Origin of the sequence: Pseudomonas sp. AN-B15, from assembly GCF_019056475.1 — a bacterium.
GTDB classification, from domain to species: Bacteria; Pseudomonadota; Gammaproteobacteria; order Pseudomonadales; family Pseudomonadaceae; genus Aquipseudomonas; species Aquipseudomonas parakoreensis.
On the sequence record NZ_CP049737.1, the window covers coordinates 4,062,939 to 4,085,138 of the forward strand.

At 62.7% G+C, this 22,200-nt stretch carries 9 protein-coding genes; 4 read left to right on the forward strand and 5 right to left on the reverse strand.

Annotated features, from left to right (window positions below; genetic code table 11):
- Positions 1–41 precede the first annotated feature (41 nt).
- Positions 42–854: an alpha/beta fold hydrolase gene (locus tag GTQ41_RS18345; RefSeq protein ID WP_047295376.1), complete on the reverse strand. Its 813-nt coding sequence runs from the start codon at positions 852–854 to the stop codon at positions 42–44.
- A gap of 228 nt (positions 855–1,082) precedes the next feature.
- Positions 1,083–14,081 carry a non-ribosomal peptide synthetase gene (locus tag GTQ41_RS18350; RefSeq protein WP_047295378.1) on the reverse strand — a complete coding sequence of 4,333 codons (12,999 nt, stop codon included), beginning with the start codon at positions 14,079–14,081 and terminating at the stop codon, positions 1,083–1,085.
- Positions 14,082–14,450: 369 nt separating this feature from the next.
- On the opposite strand from GTQ41_RS18350, the gene GTQ41_RS18355 reads away from it, so the two are divergent.
- Positions 14,451–15,005 (forward strand): RNA polymerase factor sigma-70, encoded by a 555-nt coding sequence (locus GTQ41_RS18355; RefSeq protein ID WP_027613402.1) that lies wholly within the window; start codon positions 14,451–14,453, stop codon positions 15,003–15,005.
- 96 nt (positions 15,006–15,101) lie between these two features.
- Here GTQ41_RS18355 and GTQ41_RS18360 read toward each other — a convergent pair whose 3' ends face one another.
- The 3 genes from GTQ41_RS18360 to GTQ41_RS18370 form a co-directional block, all read right to left on the reverse strand.
- Complete coding sequence (locus GTQ41_RS18360) at positions 15,102–16,115, reverse strand: GNAT family N-acetyltransferase (RefSeq protein ID WP_047295380.1); 1,014 nt, start codon at positions 16,113–16,115, stop codon at positions 15,102–15,104.
- Positions 16,116–16,199: 84 nt separating this feature from the next.
- Entirely contained in the window at positions 16,200–16,997 is a 798-nt protein-coding gene (locus GTQ41_RS18365) for an ABC transporter substrate-binding protein (RefSeq protein WP_047295382.1), read from the reverse strand.
- 80 nt (positions 16,998–17,077) lie between these two features.
- Positions 17,078–17,713 carry a TetR/AcrR family transcriptional regulator gene (locus tag GTQ41_RS18370; RefSeq protein WP_047295384.1) on the reverse strand — a complete coding sequence of 212 codons (636 nt, stop codon included), beginning with the start codon at positions 17,711–17,713 and terminating at the stop codon, positions 17,078–17,080.
- Positions 17,714–17,896: 183 nt separating this feature from the next.
- Between GTQ41_RS18370 and GTQ41_RS18375 the strand changes: the two genes are divergently transcribed.
- The 3 genes from GTQ41_RS18375 to atuC are packed head-to-tail and all read left to right on the forward strand — an operon-like array spanning position 17,897 to position 22,189.
- Positions 17,897–19,687: an acyclic terpene utilization AtuA family protein gene (locus tag GTQ41_RS18375; RefSeq protein ID WP_047295386.1), complete on the forward strand. Its 1,791-nt coding sequence runs from the start codon at positions 17,897–17,899 to the stop codon at positions 19,685–19,687.
- Between the two features lie 12 nt (positions 19,688–19,699).
- Entirely contained in the window at positions 19,700–20,569 is an 870-nt protein-coding gene (locus GTQ41_RS18380) for an SDR family oxidoreductase (RefSeq protein WP_047295389.1), read from the forward strand.
- Positions 20,570–20,572: 3 nt separating this feature from the next.
- Positions 20,573–22,189: a geranyl-CoA carboxylase subunit beta gene (atuC, locus tag GTQ41_RS18385; protein WP_047295391.1), complete on the forward strand. Its 1,617-nt coding sequence runs from the start codon at positions 20,573–20,575 to the stop codon at positions 22,187–22,189.
- Positions 22,190–22,200: the final 11 nt, after the last annotated feature.

Sequence of the window (22,200 nt, forward strand, 5' to 3'; positions counted from 1 at the left end):
AACGCGTTTTCTGTAGGAGCTGCCGCAGGCTGCGATCATTTTCAATGACGCTCAGCCAAAAAGCCGAGCAACGCCTCGGTGACAAATTCGGGATTCTCCAGACTGGAGATATGCCCCGCCTCCGGCACCAGCACACACGGGCAACCAATCAGCTGCGCCATCTCCTTGGCCTCTGACGGCGGTCGCGGTTTGTCCTGATCGCCGCACAGCACCAGCGTGGTCGCGGCATTCAATTCGCTCAGACGCGGTAGCAGGTCATCCCGACTGAAAGTGATACGCCCCATGGGCACGATGCTTTCGCGCAGGCGGTCCGCAGTGTACGCCGCCAGTTTCGCGCGGAAGTCCTGATACAGCGCCGACTGCGGATCGATGCCCGGGCGGAAGAAGATCGGTACCACGATGTCGAGCAATGGTTCGGAGATCTCGCCGCTGTCCTCGATCTGCTTGAACAGCGAAAAGTAGTACTGGCGGGTGGGTTCCGGCTCCACGCCAACGTACGTATCCATCAGCACCAGGCCATTGAGCCGCTGCGGTGCCGACAAGGCCAGACGTACGCCCCACATACCGCCGACAGACAGTCCGATCAACGTGACCCGGTCGATACCCAGGTGATCGAGCAAGGCCTCGATCTGCCGCGCGATGTCATCCAGCGACGTGGTGCCTGAAGGTAAACGCCCGGACTCACCGTGGCCCCACAAATCCAGCGCAATCACCCGGTAGTGCGGTGACAGTGCAGCGATCTGCGGCGCCCACATGGCCGTGTCCCACAGATAACTGCCCGCCAGCAACACGGCTGGGCCGGTGCCTTGATCAATGTAGTGCAGCGCTTGTCCGTCAACCGTGAAGAAAGGCATCGACCACCCCCGCGATGAAAAAGAGAACCGGCAGACTGAGCTGCCGGTTGTTGATCGTCAACCCTGGATATGTACGTGAATATGCCGGTTTATCGGTGTTGAATGCACTGACGCCATCGCTGACAAGCCAGCTCCCACAGTGATCGAATGTGTACACAAATCATGTGTTCACCATGAAACTTGTGGGAGCTGGCTTGCCAGCGATGGGGCCGGAACAGGCGCTGAAGATTACAAGCCTTCCAGCTCCGCCATCAGATCATTCAAGCGATCCACCTTGTCCTCGGTCATGTCACCGGCCGCCAGACCCTCGATGTACTCGGCCAACGCCTGCACCGTGCTGCACTCGAACATCGCCCGCAGCGGCACATCGCGTTGCAGGGTTTTCTGCACACGCGAGGCGATCTGTGTGGCCAGCAATGAATGACCGCCCAGCTCGAAGAAGTTGTCGCGCACCCCGACCTTGTCGACCTTGAGCACTTCGCCCCAGATATCGGCCAAGGTCTGCTCCAGCTCGTTGCGCGGGGCCAGGTAATGCTGGCTTTGCAACTGGCCGATCTCCAGCGCCGGCAAGGCCTTGCGGTCGAGTTTGCCGTTGGCGTTGTGCGGCAGCTGATCGAGCCACAACCAGTGCAGCGGCACCATGTACTCCGGCAATTCGCTGCGCAGGCGCTGCTTGATCCGCTCCAGACGTTCGCTCGGGTTGAGCGCCGAATCCGCCGCGACCAGATAGCCGACCAAGTGCTTGCCATTCACGCCTTCCTGCACGCCGACCGCCGCATCGCGGACTTCCGGTTGTTCGTGCAGACGTGCCTCGATCTCGCCCAGTTCGATGCGGTAACCGCGAATCTTCACCTGATGGTCAACCCGGCCGACGTACTCCAGCACCCCGTCACTGCGCCGCCGCGCGAGGTCACCGGTGCGATACAGACGCTCGCCGGGCGCGCCGAACGGGTTCGGCACAAACACCGGCGCGGTGCGCAGCGGATCGCTGACATAACCGCGACCGACACCGATCCCGGCCACGCACAACTCACCCACCGCGCCCAATGGCACCAGGTCCAGCGCGCCATCGACCAGGTACAGCAAGTTGTTGTCGGTCGGCGTACCGATCGGCAAATAGCTGCCGCGAGTCGAGGCCAGGTCGACGCGGAAGAACGCCACGTCATCGGAGCACTCTGCCGGGCCGTAAGCGTTGACCAGACCGATGTCCGGATAACGCAGCAGCCACTGATGCGCCAGTTCCGGCGGCATCGCTTCACCGGTCGGCAGCATCCAGCGCAGGCCGTCGAGGCTCAGGCGCTCGGAGGCGAGCATGCCCTGAATCAGCGACGGCACGCTCTCCAGCACGGTGATGCCCTGCGCCTGCACATGCATCAGCAACCCTTGCGGATCGTGGGCAATGACGTTCGGCACGATGTCCACCCGCGCGCCGAACAGCGGCGCGGCGAGGAACTGCCAGACCGAAATGTCGAAGCTTTGCGAAGCGGTCTGCGCGATCACGTCGGCGTCCGTCAGTTGCAGGTACGGCACCTTGCTCAACTGGTTGTTGAGCATGCCGCGCTGCTCGACCATCACGCCTTTCGGCAACCCGGTCGAACCCGAGGTGTAGATCACGTAAGCAAGGTTGTCCGGGCCACTGTAGATCCCCGGGTTGTGCAGTGATGTCGCCAGCGCCTGCACGTCTTCCCAGACCAACAGCCGTGGTCGATTGGCGCAGCTGAATTCATCGAGCAAGGTCTGCGCCTGTTCGCGGCAGGCGTCGCTGCACACCAGCACGGGCGTGCGGCTCAGCTCGATGATTCGCTGCAGACGCTGGCTCGGCAGACCCGGATCCAGCGGCAGGTAACCGGCACCGGCCTTGAAGCTGCCGATGATCATCCCCAGCAGATCGAGATTACGCTCGGCCAGCAACGCCACCGGTTGATCCATCTGTACCCCGGCTGCAATCAGCGCATGACCGAGACGGTTGGCATTCTGGTTCAGCTCGGCATAGCTCAGTTGCTGATCGAGGCAACTGGCGGCAATGCGTTGCGGATGTTGCGCGACCTGCGCTTCGAACAGCGCCACGTAGCTGTGCTCCAGCGGATAGTCGTGCGCGCTCTGATTGCAGCCGTGCAGCAGGAAGTCCTGTTCCTCGGCACCCAGCAGCGGCAGTTCGGCCATGTCGCCATGGAAACCATCGACCAGTGCCAGCAACAGACGCTTGAACTCGCCGAGCATGCGTTCGATGGTCGACTCGTCGAAGTAACGCTGGTCGTAAGACAGGTGCAGACCGAGGTCATCGCCCGGGTAGCACACCGCCGTCAGCGGGAAGTTAGTGTGGGTCCGACCGGAGTCCGACGTCGCGTTGAGGCTCTGTGCACGGTCCAGCACCGAGACTTCCACCGGGGCGTTCTCGAACACGAACAGGCTGTCGAACAGCGGCTGGCCTTTCGGCAGTTCGCTCTGTTCCTGAATGCTCACCAGCGGCAGGTATTCGTACTCGCGCAGCTGCATGTTGCTGTCGAGCAGTCCGCTCAACCACTGACGCACACTGGCGCGTTGGTCGTCCGCCGGGATCTGCACCCGCAACGCAATGCTGTTGATGAACAGGCCGACGGTGCGTTGCATTTCCGGCAACTCCACCGGGCGCCCGGCTACGGTGACGCCGAACAGCACGTCGCGATCACCGCTCAGGCGGCGCAGCACCAAGGCCCATGCCGCCTGGGCGAAGGTGTTGATGGTCAGTTGATGGGCCTGGGCCAGCTCGCGCAGACGGGCGCCATCTTCAACCTTGAGACGGGTATAGCAGTCACCAACGATCATGCCGCCGCTTTCACCCGCATGTTCACGCAGGAACGGCCGGTCGCTCGGGATCGGCGTGGTGCGTTCGAACCCTCGCAGGTTCTGCTGCCACCACTGGCGTGCGTCGGCCAGGCTCTGGCGTTGCAGCCAGCCGATGTAGTCGCGGTAACGCGGCGGCAGCGACAACTGCGCTTCGCGCCCTTCACCGAGGGCGGTGTAGATCTCGAAGAAATCGTTCATCAGCAGCGAGCGGCACCAGGCATCAATGAGGATGTGGTGGTTGCTCATCATGAACCAGTAACGCGCCGCGCCGACCTTGATCAGGCGCAGGTGGAACGGTGCCTGATTGAGCAGATCGAATCCGGCCTCGCGCTCGCTTTTGAGCAGCGCTTGCAGCTTCGGTTCTTGCTCGTCCTCGGCAATGTCACACCAGTCCAGGTACTCGATCGGCGTGCGCCTCGGGGTGTGGATCACTTGCAACATGTCCTCGCCGACGTTCCAGCAGAACGAAGCACGCAGCGCTTCGTGACGAGCGACCACCGCTTGCCAGGCCTGGGTGAAACGCTCGGGATCAAGCTCACTGTTGATGCGGTAGCGATCCTGCATGTAGTACAGACCGGTGCCCGGCTCGAGCAAGGTGTGCAGCAACATGCCTTCCTGCATCGGCGTCAGCGGGTAGACATCTTCGATGTGCGCCGCCGGCACCGGCAGGGCATCGAGTTGCGCCTGGGTCAGCTTCGCCAGCGGGAAGTCCGACGGCGTCAGGCCGCCGGCCTCGTCTTGCAGGCAATGTTCGATCAGGCTTTGCAGCTCGCCGAGGTAAGCGTCGGCCAGCTCATTGATGGTCTGCGCGTCATAACGTTCGGCGCTGAAGGTCCAGCGCAGCAACAGTTCACCGCCGTACACCTGACTGTCGATGCTCAGCTCGTTGGGCAGCGGCGCCTGCGGATCGTGGGCTGCACCGACCGGCTCATCCAGCGGACGGAACAGCGCATCGCTGGCGAAACTCTGGTCGAACTGGCCGAGGTAGTTGAAGGTCACCGGAGCATTCGGCAACGCCGCCATGCTGCGCTGGCTGAGGTCATCGGCCAGATAACGCAGCACGCCATAACCGAGGCCTTTGTGCGGCACCGCGCGCAGTTGCTCCTTGATCGCCTTGATCGAAGCGCCCTGCCCGGCCGCTTCTTCGATGTTGTGCGGAGTCAGGCGCACTGGATAGGCGCTGGTGAACCAACCGACGGTGCGGGTCAGGTCGATCTCGTCAAACAGGGTTTCGCGGCCGTGGCCTTCCAGTTGAATCAATGCCGACGGCTGCCCGCTCCAGCGGCACAGCACGCGGGCCAGCGCGGTCAACAGCAGATCGTTGACTTGCGTGCGGTAGGCGCGCGGCGTCTGCTGCAGCAATTGTCGGGTACGCTCGGCATCCAGGCGTACGCTGACGGTTTGCGCGTGATGATTCTGCTGTCCGCCCTGCGGGTTTTCGCACGGCAGCTCGGCGTTCGGGCCGGCCAGTTGGATTTGCCACCAGTTCAATTCTTCACGCAACGATTCGCTGCCGGCATAGGCCTGCAAACGTGCGGCCCAATCCTTGAAGGCACTGGTTTTCGCCGGCAGTTGTACTGACTGTTCGGCGTCGAGCTGGCGATACACAGTTTGCAGATCGTCAAGCAGCACGCGCCACGAGACACCGTCGACCACCAGGTGATGGATCGCAATGAACAGGCGTTGCTGACCTTCGGGCCCGTCCACCAGCAAGGCGCGCAGCAGCGGGCCATTTTGCAGATCGAGACTGCGCTGGGCATCGGCAAACAAGGCTGCGCACTTGTCCATCGCCGCCACCCGCACCTGCCATAACACCTCGGCGTCGGACACCGGTTGATGCGTGGCCTGCCATTGATCGTTGACCTGGGTGAAACGCAGACGCAGGGCGTCGTGCTGCTCGATCACCGCCAGCAGCGCCTGTTCCAGACGATGCGGTTCCAGTGCCACGCTCGGCTCCAGCAGCAGCGCCTGGTTCCAGTGCTGACGCTCAGGAATTTCAGTGTCGAAGAACCAGTGCTGAATCGGCGTCATGGCCGACTCACCGAGCACCAGTCCCTGCTCGGCAGTGACTTGCTCGCTGCGGCTGGCGACGGCGGCCAGGGTCTGCACCGTCTGATGCTGGAACAGATCCCGCGGGCTGAAATGAATGCCTTGCTGGCGCGCCCGGCTGACCACTTGAATCGACAGGATCGAGTCGCCACCGAGCTCAAAGAAGTTGTCGTTGAGACCGACCTGCTCGACGTTGAGCACCTCGCACCAGATCTGTGCCAGGGTCTGCTCCAACTCGCTGCTCGGCGCGACGTAATGCTGACGATTCAGCTCGGGATCCGGCGCCGGCAAGGCGCGACGGTCGAGTTTGCCATTGGCGGTCAGCGGCATGCTCGCCAGCAGGATCAGGTGCGTCGGCACCATGTAATCCGGCAGTTGCGCCTTGAGGTGTGACTTCAGTGCTTCGCGCAGTTCGGCCTGGTGGGTTTCACTTTGTTCGGCGACATCGGTGACGAGGTAGCCCACCAGTTGCTTGCCGCTCGGCGCATCCAGCGCCAGCACTACCGCTTCGCGGATCGAAGCGTGATCGAGCAGCCGGGTTTCGATCTCGCCCAGCTCGATGCGGAAACCACGGATTTTCACCTGATGGTCGATCCGCCCCAGATATTCCACCAGCCCGTCGGCACGCTGGCGCACCAGGTCGCCGGTGCGGTACATGCGTCCGCCATCGGCGGCAAACGGATCAGCCACGAAACGCTCGGCGCTAATGCCCGGACGGTCGTGATAACCCTGCGCCAGACCGGCACCGCCGACGAACAATTCACCGGTCGCGCCTTGCGGGACCAACGCCAGATCGGCGTCGAGAATGTACGCCACGCGGTCACCGATCACGCTGCCGATCGGCACGCTGCCGGCGCCCTCTTCCAGCACTTCCGGCGCCAGACTGGCCAGCGGCATGACCACGGTTTCAGTCGGGCCATAGGCGTTGAAGAACAGGCTCGGTTTGAATGCGGCGCGAATCCGTTGCAGGTGCTCGCCGGTCAGCGCTTCGCCGCCGGTGATGATCATCCGCACCGGCAGGGTTTCATTCTGCGTGGCGAGGAATTGCGCCAACTGGCTGCCGTAGCTCGGGGTGAAACCGAGCACATTGATCCGGTGGGTGCGGATCAAGTTGCAGATTTCTTCCGCGTCCCACTGCCCTTGCGCCCGCAGCACCACGTGCGCGCCGCTGAGCAGCGGCACCAGCAGACGCTCGGTAGCGGCGTCGAAGTTGATTGAATAGAAGTGCAGTTCGCAGTCGTCCGGACGCATGCCGAAACGCTCGATCACCGCCTGGCAATGCATGGCGATTTCACCGTGCGACACCACCACGCCTTTCGGCTGGCCGGTCGAACCCGAGGTGTAAATCAGATAAGCCTGATGCTGCGGCAGGCTGATGAATGGCAGCTCGCTGGCCGGGTAATCGGCCAGCGCCGCGCTGTCATCTTCCAGGCACCAGCGCGCCATGCTCGGCGGCAGAACGCCGAGGGCGTTGAACATCGCCCGATCACTGAGCAACAGACCGACACGGCTGTCCTCGATCATGTAGCGCAGACGGTCGAGCGGGTATTCCGGGTCCAGCGGCACATAAGCGCCACCAGCCTTGAGAATCGCCAGCAGGCCGACGACCATTTCCAGCGAGCGCTCCAGCGCCAGACCGACCCGCACCTGCGGACCGACCCCACGCTCGCGCAGGGCCCAGGCCAGGCGATTGGCGCGGGCATCGAGTTCGGCGTAGCTCAACGTCTGCCCGGCGAACGTCAGCGCCGGGGCGTCTTTGCGCGCCAGCGCCTGCTCGGCGAACAGGTGATGGATGCATTGATCGAGACGCCGTTCGCCCGGTTCGACACCGAGGCTGTCGAGCAGGTGTTGCTGCTCAGCCGGGTCGAGCAGCGGCAACTGGCTCAGACGCTGTTGCGGATCGGCGATCAACGCTTCCAGCAGATTGCGCCAATGCCGGGCCATGCGCGCGATGGTCGGTTCGTCGAACAGGTCGGTGCTGTACGTCAGGCAGCAGCCGAGGCGATGATCAAGGTCGGTGACTTCAAGATTGAGGTCGAACTTGGTCGCCCGTGCATCGTTGGCCAGGTATTCGACAGTCATCCCGGCGAGCGTCCGGCTCTGCTGGAACTCCCAGCGCTGCACGTTGCACATCACCTGGAACAACGGGTTGTACGCCGCACTGCGTGGCGGTTGCAGCGCTTCGACCAGATGATCGAACGGCAGATCCTGATGCGACTGGCCCTCGATCACGGTGTGGCGCACTTGCTCGAACAACTCACCCACCGACATCTGCCCGTCGAGCTGGCAACGCAGCACCTGAGTGTTGAGGAATGCGCCGATCAGCCCTTCGCTTTCCGGGCGGATCCGGTTGGCCACCGGTGCGCCGATGCGCAGGTCGGTCTGGCCGCTGTAGCGGTAGAGCAAGGTGGCGAGCGCAGCGGTCATGGTCATGAACAGGGTCAGACCGTTTTGCGCATTGAACGCACGGACGCGGGCGGCGAGGTCATCACTGAGATCAAAACGGAACAACTCGCCCTGATGGCTTTGCACCGGCGGACGCGGACGGTCGCCGGGCAGTTCCAGCAACGGATGTTCGCGACCGAGTTGCGCGGTCCAGTAGTCGAGCTGGCGCTGACGCTCACCGGACTCCAGCCAGTTGCGCTGCCACACGCTGTAATCGAGGTATTGCACCGGCAACGGTTCAAGCGGCGAATCGCGCTCATCGACGAACGCTTCGTACAGCGCGCTGAGTTCGCGGGCAAAAATGTCCATCGCCCAGCCTTCAGTGACGATGTGGTGCAGGGTCAGGACAAAGTAATGCTCGTGCTCGGCGGTCTTGACCAGGCAGGCGCGCAGCAGCGGGCCGCTTTCCAGGTCGAACGGCAGATGCGCTTCTTCGTCGGCCAATTGCTGGACTTTCTGTTCGCGCTGGTCAGCCGGCAATTTCGAGAAATCCTGCCAGCCCATGCGCACGCCGGTCTCGGCATGCACCTGCTGACGGGCCACGCCATCGACACTCGGGAACGTGGTGCGCAGGGTTTCGTGGCGCAGGATCAACGCCTGCAACGCCGCCTCGAAATGCTCGACATGCAACACGCCGCGCAGGCGCGCCATGCCGCCGACGTTGTACGCCGGGCTGTCCGGCTCCATCTGCCAGAGGAACCACATGCGTTGTTGCGAATAGGACAGCGGCACCGCTTGGCGGCGGTCGACTTTGGCAATCGGCGGCTGTTGGTTGGTCTGGCCGCTGGCCTGGATCAGGCGGATCTGTTCGGCGAAATCACCGAGTTCGCTGTGTTCGAACAAGGCGCGCAGCGGCAACTCGACGTCACAGGCCTGACGGCTGCGCGAGATGATTTGTGTGGCCAGCAACGAGTGCCCGCCGAGGGCGAAGAAATCGTCGCGCAGACCGATCCGTGGCAGACCCAGCACTTCACGCCAGATCGCGGCGATCTGTTGCTCCAGCTCAGTGACCGGTTCGAAGTGTTCACGCACTTGCCACTGCGGCTCAGGCAAGGCGCGACGGTCGAGCTTGCCGCTCGGGCTCAGGGGCATTGCGTCCAGACGCAGCAGTTGCGCCGGGACCATGTATTCCGGTAGTTCGGCGGCCAGCGCGGTTTTCAGGCGGGCGATCTGCACGTGCTGATCTTCGCTCGCATCGACAGCGGTGAAGTAGCCGATCAGTTGCGCGCCGGCCACGGTTTCGCGCACCAGCACCACGGCCTGGGCGACGCCATTTTGAGCCAGCAGGCGCGCTTCGATTTCTTCCGGCTCGACGCGGAAACCACGCAGTTTGACCTGCTGATCGAGACGGCCGAGGTATTCGATCACGCCATCAGCAGTCCAGCGTGCACGGTCACCGGTGCGATACAGACGTGCGCCCTGCTCGCCCAGTGGATCGATCACAAAGCGCTCGGCCGTCAGCGCCGGACGACCGAGGTAACCACGGGCCAGACCGATACCACTTATGCACAGTTCACCCGGCACACCGGCCGGTACGGGATTGAGATCGGCGTCGAGCACGCGACAGATCACGTTGCCCAGCGGCCGGCCAATCGGCGAGCGCTCGCCATCGGCCGTGGTGCAGTGCCAGTGAGTGACGTTGATCGCGGTTTCGGTCGGGCCATAACGGTTGTGCAATTGCACCGCCGGCAGTTGCGCCAGCACGCGGTTGCGCAGTTCCGCCGGCAGCGCTTCGCCGCCGGAGAACACCCGGCGCAGGCTGGTGCATTCGGTGCTCAGCGGTTCGTCGATAAACAGCGAAAGCAGCGGCGGCACAAAGTGCAGCGTGGTCACACCATATTCTTGAACAAGCTGCGCGATACGATGCGGATCGCGGTGCTCACCAGGGCCGGCGATCAACAGACGCGCGCCAGTGATCAGCGGCCAGAAGCACTCCCACACCGACACGTCGAAACTGATCGGCGCCTTTTGCATCAGCACGTCGCTGTCGTTCAGGCGATAGGTGTTCTGCATCCATTGCAGACGTTCGGCCAGCGCCGCGTGAGTGTTGCCCACGCCTTTCGGCTGGCCGGTGGAGCCGGAGGTGTAAATCACATAGGCGAGGTTGTCGCCATGCAGGTGCAGGCCCGGGGCCTGGCTCGGCCAGTTTTCCAGGTGCAATGCGTCCATGGCGATCACGCTGACACCGTCACTGGCCGGTAGACGCTCGAGCAGAGCAGTCTGGGTCAGCAGCAGTTCGACGCCGCTGTCGCTGAGCATATAGGCCAGACGTTCGGCCGGATAATCCGGATCCAGCGGCACGTAAGCGCCACCGGCCTTGATGATCGCCAGCAGGCCGATCAGCAGTTGCGGCGAACGCTCAGCAGCGATTGCCACGCACACATCCGGGCCCACACCTTTGTCGCGCAGGTAGTGCGCGAGACGGTTGGCCCGGGCGTGCAATTCGGCGAAATCGAGACTGCCACCGTCCCACACCAAAGCGGTGCGTTCCGGGGTCTGCCGCGCCTGTTCGTTGAGCAGTTCCGGCAGCCAGTGTCGCGCCGGGGTGCAGGGGGCGATGCTCCACGCTTGTTGCTGTTCGTGCTCGCACGGAGTCAGCAGTTGCAGGTCGCCGATTGCCTGTTGCGGGTGTTCGCACACACTGCGCAGCAGGTTGCTGAAGTGTTCGGCCAGACGCTCGATGGTCGCCGCGTCGAACAGTTCATCGGCGTAGTCGAAGGACAAGGTCAGGCGTCCGTTGCGATCTTCTTCGCTGTGCAGTTGCAGGTCGAACTTGGCTTCGCGGCTGTGCCACGGCAGCTCTTCGGCGAGCAGACCCGGCAGACGCTTGAGCGCACTCAGGTCGCGTTGCTGGTGGTTGAACATGACCTGAAACAGTCCCTGTTCGCGAGCCTGCGGGAACGCTTCGAGCAGTTGTTCGAACGGCAGATCCTGATGGGCCTGAGCCCCCAGCGCAGCCTCGCGGGTCTGCGCCAGCAACTCGATAAACGACTGCCGCGAATCAACCTCGGCACGCAGTACCTGGGTGTTGATGAAGAAGCCGATCAGGCCTTGGGTTTCCAGGCGCGGGCGGTTGGCATTGGGGATGCCGATGCGGATATCGCGTTGACCGCTGTAGCGGTGCAACAGGCTCTGGAACGCCGAGAGCAACAGCATGAATGGCGTCGATTGATGCGCCTGCGCAGTCTGCTTGATCGCATCGCTGAGGCTGACACCGAGGCGCACGCTGTGGCGCGCGGCGCTGTGCAATTGCTTGGCCGAGCGCGGGCGATCGGTGGCCAGTTCCAGCACCGGATGGTCGTCGCCCAGCCGGGCTTTCCAGTACGCCAGTTGCCGCTCGGCCTCGCCTTGCGCCAGCCATTGGCGCTGCCAGCTGCCGTAGTCGGCGTATCGGGTGGGCAGCGGCGCGAGTTCGGCGCGCTGACCTTGGGATGCCGCAGCGTACAGGCGCGAGAATTCATCGATCAGCACGTTCAGCGACCAGCCGTCGGCGATGATGTGGTGCAGCGTCACCAGCAACTGGTGATCTTCGTCGTCGAGGCGCACCAGCGTCACCCACAGCAGCGGGCCTTTTTCCAGATCGAACTGAGTGCGCGCTTCGTCTTCGCGGATCTGTTGCGCGCGGGCTTCACGCTCGTGCACTGGCAAGTCACTGAGGTCAATCAGTTGCAGATTGAATTCAGGCGCCGCCTCGACCTGTTGCAGCGCCACACCGTCACGTTCGAAAAAGCGCGTGCGCAGCGATTCGTGGCGTTCGATCAGTTGCTGGAAGCTGGCGCGCACCGCGTCCTCGTCCAGCTCGCCACGCAGACGCAGGGCACCGGGAATGTTGTAGGCGCTGCTGTGCGGGTCGAGTTGCCAGGTGATCCACAGACGGTTTTGCGCCAACGATTGCGGCAGTGCTTCGCTGCGCGACAACGGGGTGATTTCGCCTTGGGCGCTGCCGCCGTCCTGTTGCTGTTGCGCCACGGCAGCGGCGAACGCGGACAGGGTCGGCGCCTCGAACAGCAGACGCAGGTTCAGCTCCAGGCCCAGTTCTTCGCGCACCTTGGCGATCACTTGAGTTGCTGCAATCGAGTTGCCGCCGAGCAGGAAAAAGTGGTCGTCGGCGTTGACCTGTTTGAGATTGAGTTGCTCGGCCCAGAGCTTGCCGATCAGGGCTTCCAGCTCGGAGGTGGACGCGGTCGACTCGCGGGTTTCAGCGGTGGCCGGTGGGAACGTCGCGTAGCTGTCGAGGCTGCCATCGGCCAGACGCGTGCAGCACGCCGAGCGTTGCAGCTTGCCGCTGGACGTCTTCGGCAGCGCGCCCGGGTTGAGCAGCACCACCACGCTCGGCGCTTCCTGACAGGCCTCGGCCACCGCTTGGCGAATGGCTTTGATCAGCGCTTCGGGCGGCAGGATTTTTTGCACGCTGCGGCTGATTTCCGCCGCGATGCCAATGCCTTCTTCACCGCCCTGAGTGACCGCGAATGCCGCGACGCGACCTTTGCGCACCACTTCCACTTCACGCTCGACGGTTTGCTCGATGTCTTGCGGATAAAGGTTGTGACCGCGCACGATCAGCATGTCTTTCAGGCGCCCGGTGATGAACAGTTCAGCGTCGCGGATGAAGCCCAGATCGCCAGTGCGCAGCCAGGTGCGACCGGCGTGCTGGACGAAGGTCCTGGCGCTGGCCTCGGGGTTGCGCCAGTAGCCGTGAGCGATGCTCGGCCCGGCGGCCCAGACTTCACCGACGAAGTTGTCAGCTCGTTCTTTGAGCGTGACCGGGTCGGCAATCAGCACCGCGTGATCAGGCTGGCTGATGCCACAACTCATGATCGCGCTGCCGTCGCCCGGCTCGGCACGATTTTGCGCCAGCGCTTGATCGTCCACGCGTAACGCAGGGATACCGGTGCCACGCGGTGTGCCGGCAACGAACAGGGTCGCTTCGGCCAAACCGTAGGACGCCATGAAGCTGTCTTCGCTGAAGCCGCACGGGGTGAACTTCTCGGCGAAGCGCTCGAGGGTGTCGAGACGGATCGGTTCGGAACCGGAATAGGCCACGCGCCAGCGGCTCAGGTCGAGTCGTTCCAGTGCCGATTCGCTGACCCGCTCGCTGCACAAACGATAGGCGAAATCCGGCCCGCCGCTGATGGTGCCGCCGTATTGGCTGATCGCTTCAAGCCAGCGCAACGGGCGACCGAGGAAGTACGCCGGCGACATCAGGATGCACGGCACGCCGCTGAAAATCGGCTGCAGTAATCCGCCGATCAGGCCCATGTCGTGGTACAGCGGCAGCCAGCTGACGATCACGTCGTCGGGGTTCACGTCGATGCCGAAACCGTGGCGAATCAGCAGCTCGTTGGCCACCAGATTGCCGTGGCTGACCTGCACGCCTTTGGGCAACGCGGTGGAGCCGGAGGTGTATTGCAGGAAGGCGATGTGGTTCTGCGGCAGGGTCGGCTCAATCCAGTTCTCGGCCAGCGTGTTGTCGAGCGTATCGACGCACAGCAACGGCGGCGCCCCTTCGATTTGTTGCAAGGCATCGCGCAGGTCGGCGCTGGTCAGCAGCAAACGCGGTTCGGCATCGGCAATGATCGACAGCAGGCGTTCCTGATGATGACGACGGGCGGACTCCGGCGGATAAGCCGGCACCGCGATCACCCCGGCGTACAGGCAACCGAAAAACGCCGCGACGTAATCCGCGCCGCTGGGGAACAGCAGCACCGCGCGATCACCGAACTCAGCCTGGGCCTGCAATGCGGCAGCAATGGTGCGCGCGCGTTGATCCAGTTCGCGGTAACTGAGCACCACGCCCTGCTCCTCGGTTTCGGCGAGAAAGCGCAGGGCCAGGCGCTCCGGCGTGTGTGCCGCACGGCGCTGGAGGGCTTGGACCAGAGTGCTGGGGAGTTCGAACGCGTCGGTCATGAGGTTTCCTGCCTGAATTCGGCTTGCTAGTGGAATCGGGTTGCTGCGTCACGCCAGTCGTGGGCGTGCAGGGCGTGGTCTGTGCCGACCGCGCAAGGCTTGGGGAATGCTGTCTGGCCGGGGCTGTACCCCCGAAGCCATTCACCAATGAGAACGGATGGCGTCTGCAAATAATTAGTCAGCGGGCAGGATCGCCAACGGGGGACGGGGTGTGGCGGTGTGTCGCAGTTCTCGATTCGCACCTTTACGGAGCATTAGTTCTCTTTCTCAATTGACAATCATTATCATTCAACATAATTTGTCGCTCGATGTGTAGGACGGCCTCGTCCCCCGGCGTCCCACTAACCTATTGGCAGCAAGGTGATTTCCATGACGGAACAAGTATCCACAAGCAGGTGCGATTCACCGCTACTTCAGGCCTTCGTCGACAATCGACTGATTCTGGTGAAGATCGCAGCGCGCATTACCGGCTGCCGTTCGCGCGCCGAAGACGTGGTGCAGGATGCGTTCTTCCGCTTGCAATCGGCGCCGCCGATCACCTCGTCGATCAAGGCGCAATTGAGTTACCTGTTCCAGATCGTGCGCAACCTCGCCATCGATCACTACCGCAAACAGGCGCTGGAACAAAAGTACTCGGGCCCCGAAGAGGAAGGGTTGAACGTGGTCATTCAGGGCGCTTCGCCGGAAACCTCGCACATCAATTTCTCGACGCTGGAGCACATCGCCGACGCGCTGACCGAACTGCCCAGCCGCACCCGTTACGCCTTCGAGATGTACCGCCTGCACGGCGTGCCGCAAAAGGACATCGCCAAGGAACTCGGCGTCTCGCCGACCCTGGTCAACTTCATGATTCGCGATGCACTGGTGCACTGCCGCAAGGTGTCGGGCAGCCGTGGGGATGCGGCCTCGATGGGTCGGCGCTAAGCCCGGTTCATCGCAGAAAAAGATCGCAGCCTTCAGCAGTTCCTACAGAGGAATACCTTTCATGTAGGAGCTGCCGAAGGCTGCGATCTTTTGCTTTTACGCCAGCTTGCACCGATCAAAAAACCGCTCACGTCCCAGAATCATCAAGGCCGCGCGCTTGTGCGGAAAGTCGAACTCCTTCTCGCAGTGGAAGCACTGGTTGTGCATGTGGCCGATCATCTTCGCGTTATCGGCACGCGGTTCGGCGACCACGCGCTGGGTCCGCGGATCATCCAGAAACAGGTAGTGCACCAGCGCCGACAACCAGCTCGCGACCTTGTGCGGGCCACGGTGGTTTTCCTCTCCCACCAGCATGTGAATGCCACGGTCGTAATTGTCGGCGTCGTAGAACGGCGCGATACGGTCTTCCTTGGCCCAGTAGGCCTCGAAATAGGCAAACGGTTGATCGTCGAAACAGCCGATCAGCGTCAGGGTGTGCGGATCGGCGTCGAGCTTGCTCAGGTATTCGCGATGCTGCTCGAGGCTGCCCTCCTCCTGCCAGAAACTGGCGACTCGCGGGCTGTTCTGCCAGCGATTGAAACGCGCCAGATCCTGCTCGATCTCCAGCGTACGCAGGGAAATCCACGCACCGAGACGCGCATCGAAACGCCGATAGACCTCACCGCGCGGCTTCGCCGGGCGCAGCGGATGGCGCTTGCCGTGACTGATCACCATTTGTTGCGGGTAGCTGCCGGTCAGCGACGTGCCCAGCCAGGGTTGCGGCAACTGCCAGAACAGGGTGCGTTCGCAGCGGTATTCACCAGCCACTTCGGTGCTGACCAGCAAACCGCTGAGCAACGCTTCAGTGGGTGGTTGATCGAGTTGCCAGAGCAGTTGCTGACAGTCCGGATCGCGTGCGAACAACCAGTAACAGGCCGCCCACAGCGCCTGCCCCACGGGCAGTGCGTAACGCTCGTCGAGCTGGATAGGGCCTTTGCCCAGGCGATCGAGGCGCAGGCGAATCAGCGGTTGCCCGTCCAGGCTCAGGCTCAGACGGCTTTCAGTGGCATCGGCTACCAGTTGGCTGCCCGAAGGCAGGGCCAGGGCAGTCAGGTCATTCAGATTGGACATGGGTCGGGCTCACGATAATCGTCGACAGTTCAACGATGGGACGTGAGCCGAGAGGAGAAATTTAGCCGCCCGGATGAAAATCGGTCAGCGATGAGCCACCGGCACCACGGCAATCTTGTAAGGATCGAAGATCTTCAGCATCTGGCCATTGTCGCGCAAACCCTGCAGCAACTTGCCGAACGCCTCGCCAGTGATCGGTGCCGTCGGACGCAGAATGGCGTAATGGTGGTAGATCTGATCGATGCGTTGCGACACCAGCAATTCGTCACGCACTTTCTCGTTGCGCAGCAGATAATCGAACAGGTACGAGCGCGTGACCAGAGCGATATCGGCGCGCCCGCGCAGCACCATCAGCAGGTTGCTGTCGTGGGAATAGGTCAGCGTCGCGTTGAAGGTATCGGCGAGGTATTTGGGATCGGCGTTGAAGTTGGCGAACTCATAGTGATAACCGCTGTACAGCGCCAGGCGCTTGCCCTTGAGGTCGGCGAAATAGTTCTGCTGGCGACCGTCTTCACGTTGCGCGACGAAAATCTCGGCATCTTCCAGGCCCATATCGACGTCGGTATGAGGAATCTCCTTCCAGCCCCAATCGGGGTTCTCGAAGATCGCCATGTCGATCCGGCCCTGCTTGAAATCACCGAAGCGCCGAGGAATCGAAGTCGGTACCAGTACGAACTGATAGTCTGCCTGCAGTGCATTGAGCGCCTCGACCAGTTGCGGCAGCAGGCCAGTGTCGGCACCACTTTCCGGACGCACGGTGTAAGGCGGAAAATGCGCCGCACCCACCCGAACCAGTTGCGCTGCCTGTACGGGCAACACCCAAAATACCGACAGCGCTACGAGCAAAAGCCCTGCGGTCGTCCGAATTGCCGAAGACTTCAAAACACCCCACTCCCCGAAAAAAAGGCACTCAATGCATTCAAGCTAGGCGGTTTCGCCCAGTTAGCCAGTTTCCCGGCCTGTTAGAAAGTGGACTGGCGCTCTTCGAGCACCAGAATCAGCGCTTCATCGGCCAACTGATCAAGGCTCAGGCTGCCGCCAGCGCGGAACCAGGTGGTGGTCCAGGACAGTGCACCGGTGAGGAAACGTCGGGTAATGAAAACATCGCCACGGATAAACCCGGCCTCCTTGGCTTCGCCCAGCACTTGCAACCAGATCTCTTCATAGACATCACGCAGGGCCAGCACCCGGGCCTGCCCCTCCTCGGACAACGAACGCCACTCGTAGACCAGCACCGCCATTGCTTCGCCGCTGCCGCCCATGATCGACTGCAACTCGCAACGAATCAGCGCCAGCACTCGCTCGCGTACATTGGCGGCTTCGGCCAGCGCGGCGCGCATCAACGCGGTGTTGTAGACGATGGTCTCCTCCATCACCGCACGAAGGATTTCATCCTTGCTTTTGAAGTGATGAAAAATGCTCCCGGACTGAATCCCCACCGCCCCGGCCAGATCGCGCACGGTGGTGCGTTCATAGCCTTTGTTGCGGAACAGGTGGGCGGCCACTTGCAGCAGTTTGCCGCGAGCGCTGTCAGGGTCGGTCAGTTGGCCTTGGTCGACCAGTTCGCGCATGACCCTCAGGGCTTTTTGCTCGTCCACCCGTTCTCTCCTACAGTCGATCAGTCTGTTGCCCCCTGAACACGCAGGGTTGCGCGCAATTTAAGCCGCAGGCGGCAACCAAGCAAGCGCTTGGGCAGAAGATATTTCAGCTGTTTACAAACCAAGCGCTTGCTTGGTAGCCTCCAGGCACTTCTGTCGCAGGTTCCTGAGTCGGAGATCACCATGCCCACGACCGTTCGCATCGGATGCGCCAGCGCATTCTGGGGTGACACCAGTACCGCCGCCGCCCAGCTCGTGGCAGGCGGGCGCCTGGATTATCTAGTGTTCGATTACCTGGCCGAGATCACGATGTCGATCATGGCCGGCGCCCGTATGAAGGACCCACAAGCCGGGTTCGCCGGGGATTTTGTCGAAGTGCTCGCGCCGCTGCTGCCGCAACTGGTCGAACAGAAGATTCGCGTGATCAGCAACGCGGGCGGAATCAATCCGAAAGCCTGTGCCGCCGCCCTGCAGGCCGCCTGCGACAAGGCCGGTGTCAGTCTGAAAATCGCCGTGCTGCTCGGCGACGACCTGCAGCCGCAATTCAAGCAACTCGCCACTCAAGGCATCCACGAAATGTTCAACGGCGCGCCGCTGCCGCCGATGTGCGTATCGACCAACGCCTACCTCGGCGCGCCGGGCATCGTCGAAGCCCTGCGCCTGGGCGCCGACATCGTCATCACCGGGCGCGTGGTCGACAGCGCGGTGGTCAGCGCGGCGCTGGTGCATGAGTTCGGCTGGGCCTGGCACGACTACGACAAACTCGCTCAGGCGGCGCTGGCCGGGCACATCATCGAGTGCGGCGCACAATGTACCGGGGGCAATTTTACCGACTGGCGCGATGTGCCGGATTACGAACACATCGGTTTTCCCATCGTCGACGTCAGCGCCGACGGCCAGTTCATCGTCAGCAAACCCGAGGGCTCCGGCGGGTTAGTGACGCCACTGACGGTTGGCGAGCAGATGCTCTATGAAATCGGTGATCCACAGGCGTATCTGTTGCCAGACGTAGTCTGCGATTTCACTCAAGTGAAACTGCAGCAACAGGGCAAAAACACCGTGCATGTGCACGGTGCCAAAGGCTTGCCACCCAGCGATAAATACAAAGTCAGCGCTACTTACCCGGACGGCTTTCGCTGCACCGCCAGTTGCCTGATCGCCGGCATCGATGCGGTGGACAAGGCCCGGCGCGTGAGCCAGGCGATCATCGACAAAACCTCGGAAATATTCAGCCAGCGCGGCTGGCCGCCCTACAGCGAAGTCGATATCGAACTGCTCGGCAGTGAAGCCACTTACGGCCCTCACGGTCAGCGCCGTGACAGCCGCGAGGTGGTGATCAAACTCGCGGTGCGCCATACACTGAAACCGGCGCTGATCCTGTTCTCCCGGGAAATCGCCCAGGCCGCGACCGGCATGGCGCCGGGACTGACCGGCATCGTCGGCGGGCGGCCGACGGTCTATCCGCTGATCCGCCTGTTCTCGTTCCTGATCGACAAAAACGCCTGCACCCTGCAAATCGACATGGCCGGTGAGCAATACCCCTGCGCCCTGCCTGCGCAAACACCACTCGACAGCCACGCTCTGCCAACCCCCGAACAGCCACCCAAACCCCAGGGCCGCGCCGACGCCAGCGTGGCGTTGGTCAAACTGGCGGTGGCGCGCTCCGGTGACAAGGGCAACCACAGCAACATCGGCGTCCTGCCGCGTCGGCCGGAGTACCTGCCGTGGATCGCCGAAGCGCTGACGCCGGCGGTCATCGTCGACTGGATGCGCCACGTGCTCGACCCGATCCATGGCCGGGTCGAACGCTGGTACCTGCCCGGCACCCACAGCCTGAATTTCCTGCTGGAAAACGCCCTCGGTGGCGGTGGCGTGGCAAGTCTGCGCATCGATCCACAGGGCAAGGCCTTCGCCCAGCAACTGCTGGAAATCCAGATCCCGGTGCCGCAGAGCATCGCCGAACAACTCGACTAGAGGTTGGACTTCATGGCTTACGCATCGATTTTCAAAGCCGATCTGTTCAACGGCCAGACCCTCATCGTCACCGGTGGCGGCAGTGGCATCGGCCGTTGCACCGCCCATGAACTGGCAGCGCTCGGCGCCAGGGTGCTGCTGGTCGGGCGCAAGCCGGAAAAACTGCAAAAAGTCGCCGCCGAAATCACCGAAGACGGTGGCCGCGCGCACTGGCACGCCTGCGACATCCGTGACGAAAACGCGGTAAAACAACTGGTCACTGAGTTGATCGCCGAGCACGGGCCGATCCACGGCCTGGTCAACAATGCCGGCGGTCAATACCCGTCGCCACTGGCCTCGATCAATCAGAAAGGCTTTGAAACCGTGCTGCGCACCAATCTGGTCGGCGGCTTCCTGATGGCCCGGGAAGTGTTCAACCAGTCGATGAGTAAACACGGCGGCAGCATCGTCAACATGCTCGCCGACATGTGGGGCGGCATGCCCGGCATGGGCCATTCCGGCGCGGCACGTTCGGGGATGGACAACTTCACCAAGACCGCCGCATTCGAGTGGGGTTACGCCGGGGTGCGGGTCAATGCGGTGGCGCCGGGGTGGATCGCGTCCAGCGGCATGGACACTTATGAGGGCGCGTTCAAAGCGGTGATCCCGACCTTGCGCGAACACGTACCGCTCAAGCGCATCGGCACCGAATCGGAAGTCAGTGCGGCGATTGTTTTCCTGCTCAGTCCGGCGGCGGCGTTCATCAGTGGCAGCACCTTGAAAATCGATGGTGCGGCCAGCCTCGGCAGCCGTGCATGGCCGTTGCACAAGGCGAGCCACAGCGAGTCGTTCAACGGTTTCCATCGGGCGTACCTGCCCGACGTCCTCAAGGACAAGGAGTAAGCCATGCCGCAGATCCAGTCCGAACTTGATCCGCACAGCGAAGCCTTCGCCCGCAACCGCGCGGCGATGCTCACGGCCATCGAGCACGTCCAGCAACTGGAACAGAACCTGCTGAACAAGGCTGCCGAAGCCAAGACCAAATTCGACAAGCGCGGGCAACTGCTGCCCCGCGAACGCCTGAACCTGTTGCTCGACCCCGGCGCACCGTTTCTCGAACTGGCGAGCCTGGCCGGCTACAAACTGCACGACGACAAGGATGGCAGCGCCGCCGGCGGTGGCTTGATCGCCGGCATCGGTTATGTGTCCGGCATTCGGGCGATGGTGGTGGCCAACAACAGCGCAATCAAGGGCGGCACCATTTCCCCCACCGGCCTGAAGAAATCCCTGCGTCTGCAACAGATCGCCCAAGAGAACAAACTGCCGGTGATCACCCTCGCCGAAAGCGGCGGCGCCAACCTCAATTATGCGGCGGAGATATTCGTCGAGGGCGCACGCAGTTTTGCCAATCAGGCGCGAATGTCGGCCATGGGGCTGCCGCAGATCACCGTAGTGCATGGCTCGGCCACGGCCGGTGGCGCCTATCAACCGGGGCTGTCGGATTACGTGGTGGTGGTGCGCGGCAAGGCCAAGCTGTTTCTTGCCGGGCCGCCGCTGCTCAAAGCCGCGACGGGCGAGGTCGCCACCGATGAAGAACTGGGTGGCGCAGAAATGCACGCACAGGTTGCCGGCACCGCCGAATACCTGGCCGAGAACGATGCCGATGGCGTGCGTCTGGTGCGCGAGATCCTGCGCCTGCTGCCGTGGAACGAACAACTGCCGTGGTTGCCGGAACCGCAATACAAGGACCCGCTGTACCCGATCGACGAGTTGCTCGGGCTGATTCCCGACGACCCGAAGAAGCCCTACGACGTGCGCGAAATCATTGCGCGGATAGCCGATGAATCGGAGTTTCTCGAATTCAAAGGCGAGTTCGATCAGCAGACCATCTGTGGCCAGTTGAAAATCCAGGGCCGTGCCTGCGGCTTGATCGGCAACAACGGCCCGATCACCCCCGCCGGGGCGAGCAAGGCCGCGCAGTTCATTCAACTGTGCGATCAGAGCCAGACGCCGCTGCTGTTCTTCCACAACACCACCGGGTTCATGGTCGGCACCGAATCCGAGCAGCAAGGCGTGATCAAACACGGCTCGAAACTGATTCAAGCGGTGGCCAATGCCCGAGTGCCTAAACTGACGATTGTCGTCGGTGGCTCCTACGGCGCCGGCAACTATGCGATGTGCGGGCGCGGTCTCGATCCACGCTTCATTTTTGCCTGGCCCAACAGCCGCACGGCGGTGATGGGCGGCGCACAGGCCGGCAAGGTGCTGCGCATTGTCACCGAGGCCAAACAGCTCAAGGAAGGCTTGGTGCCGGATCCGAAAATGCTCGACATGCTCGAACAGGTCACCGCGCAGAAACTCGACAGCCAGTCCACCGCACTCTACGGCAGCGCCAACCTGTGGGACGACGGCCTGATCGACCCGCGCGACACGCGCACCCTGCTCGGTTACCTGCTGGATATCTGCCACGAAGCCGACATCCGCACGTTGCAACCCAACAGCTTCGGCGTCAGCCGCTTCTGACCGCCACGGAT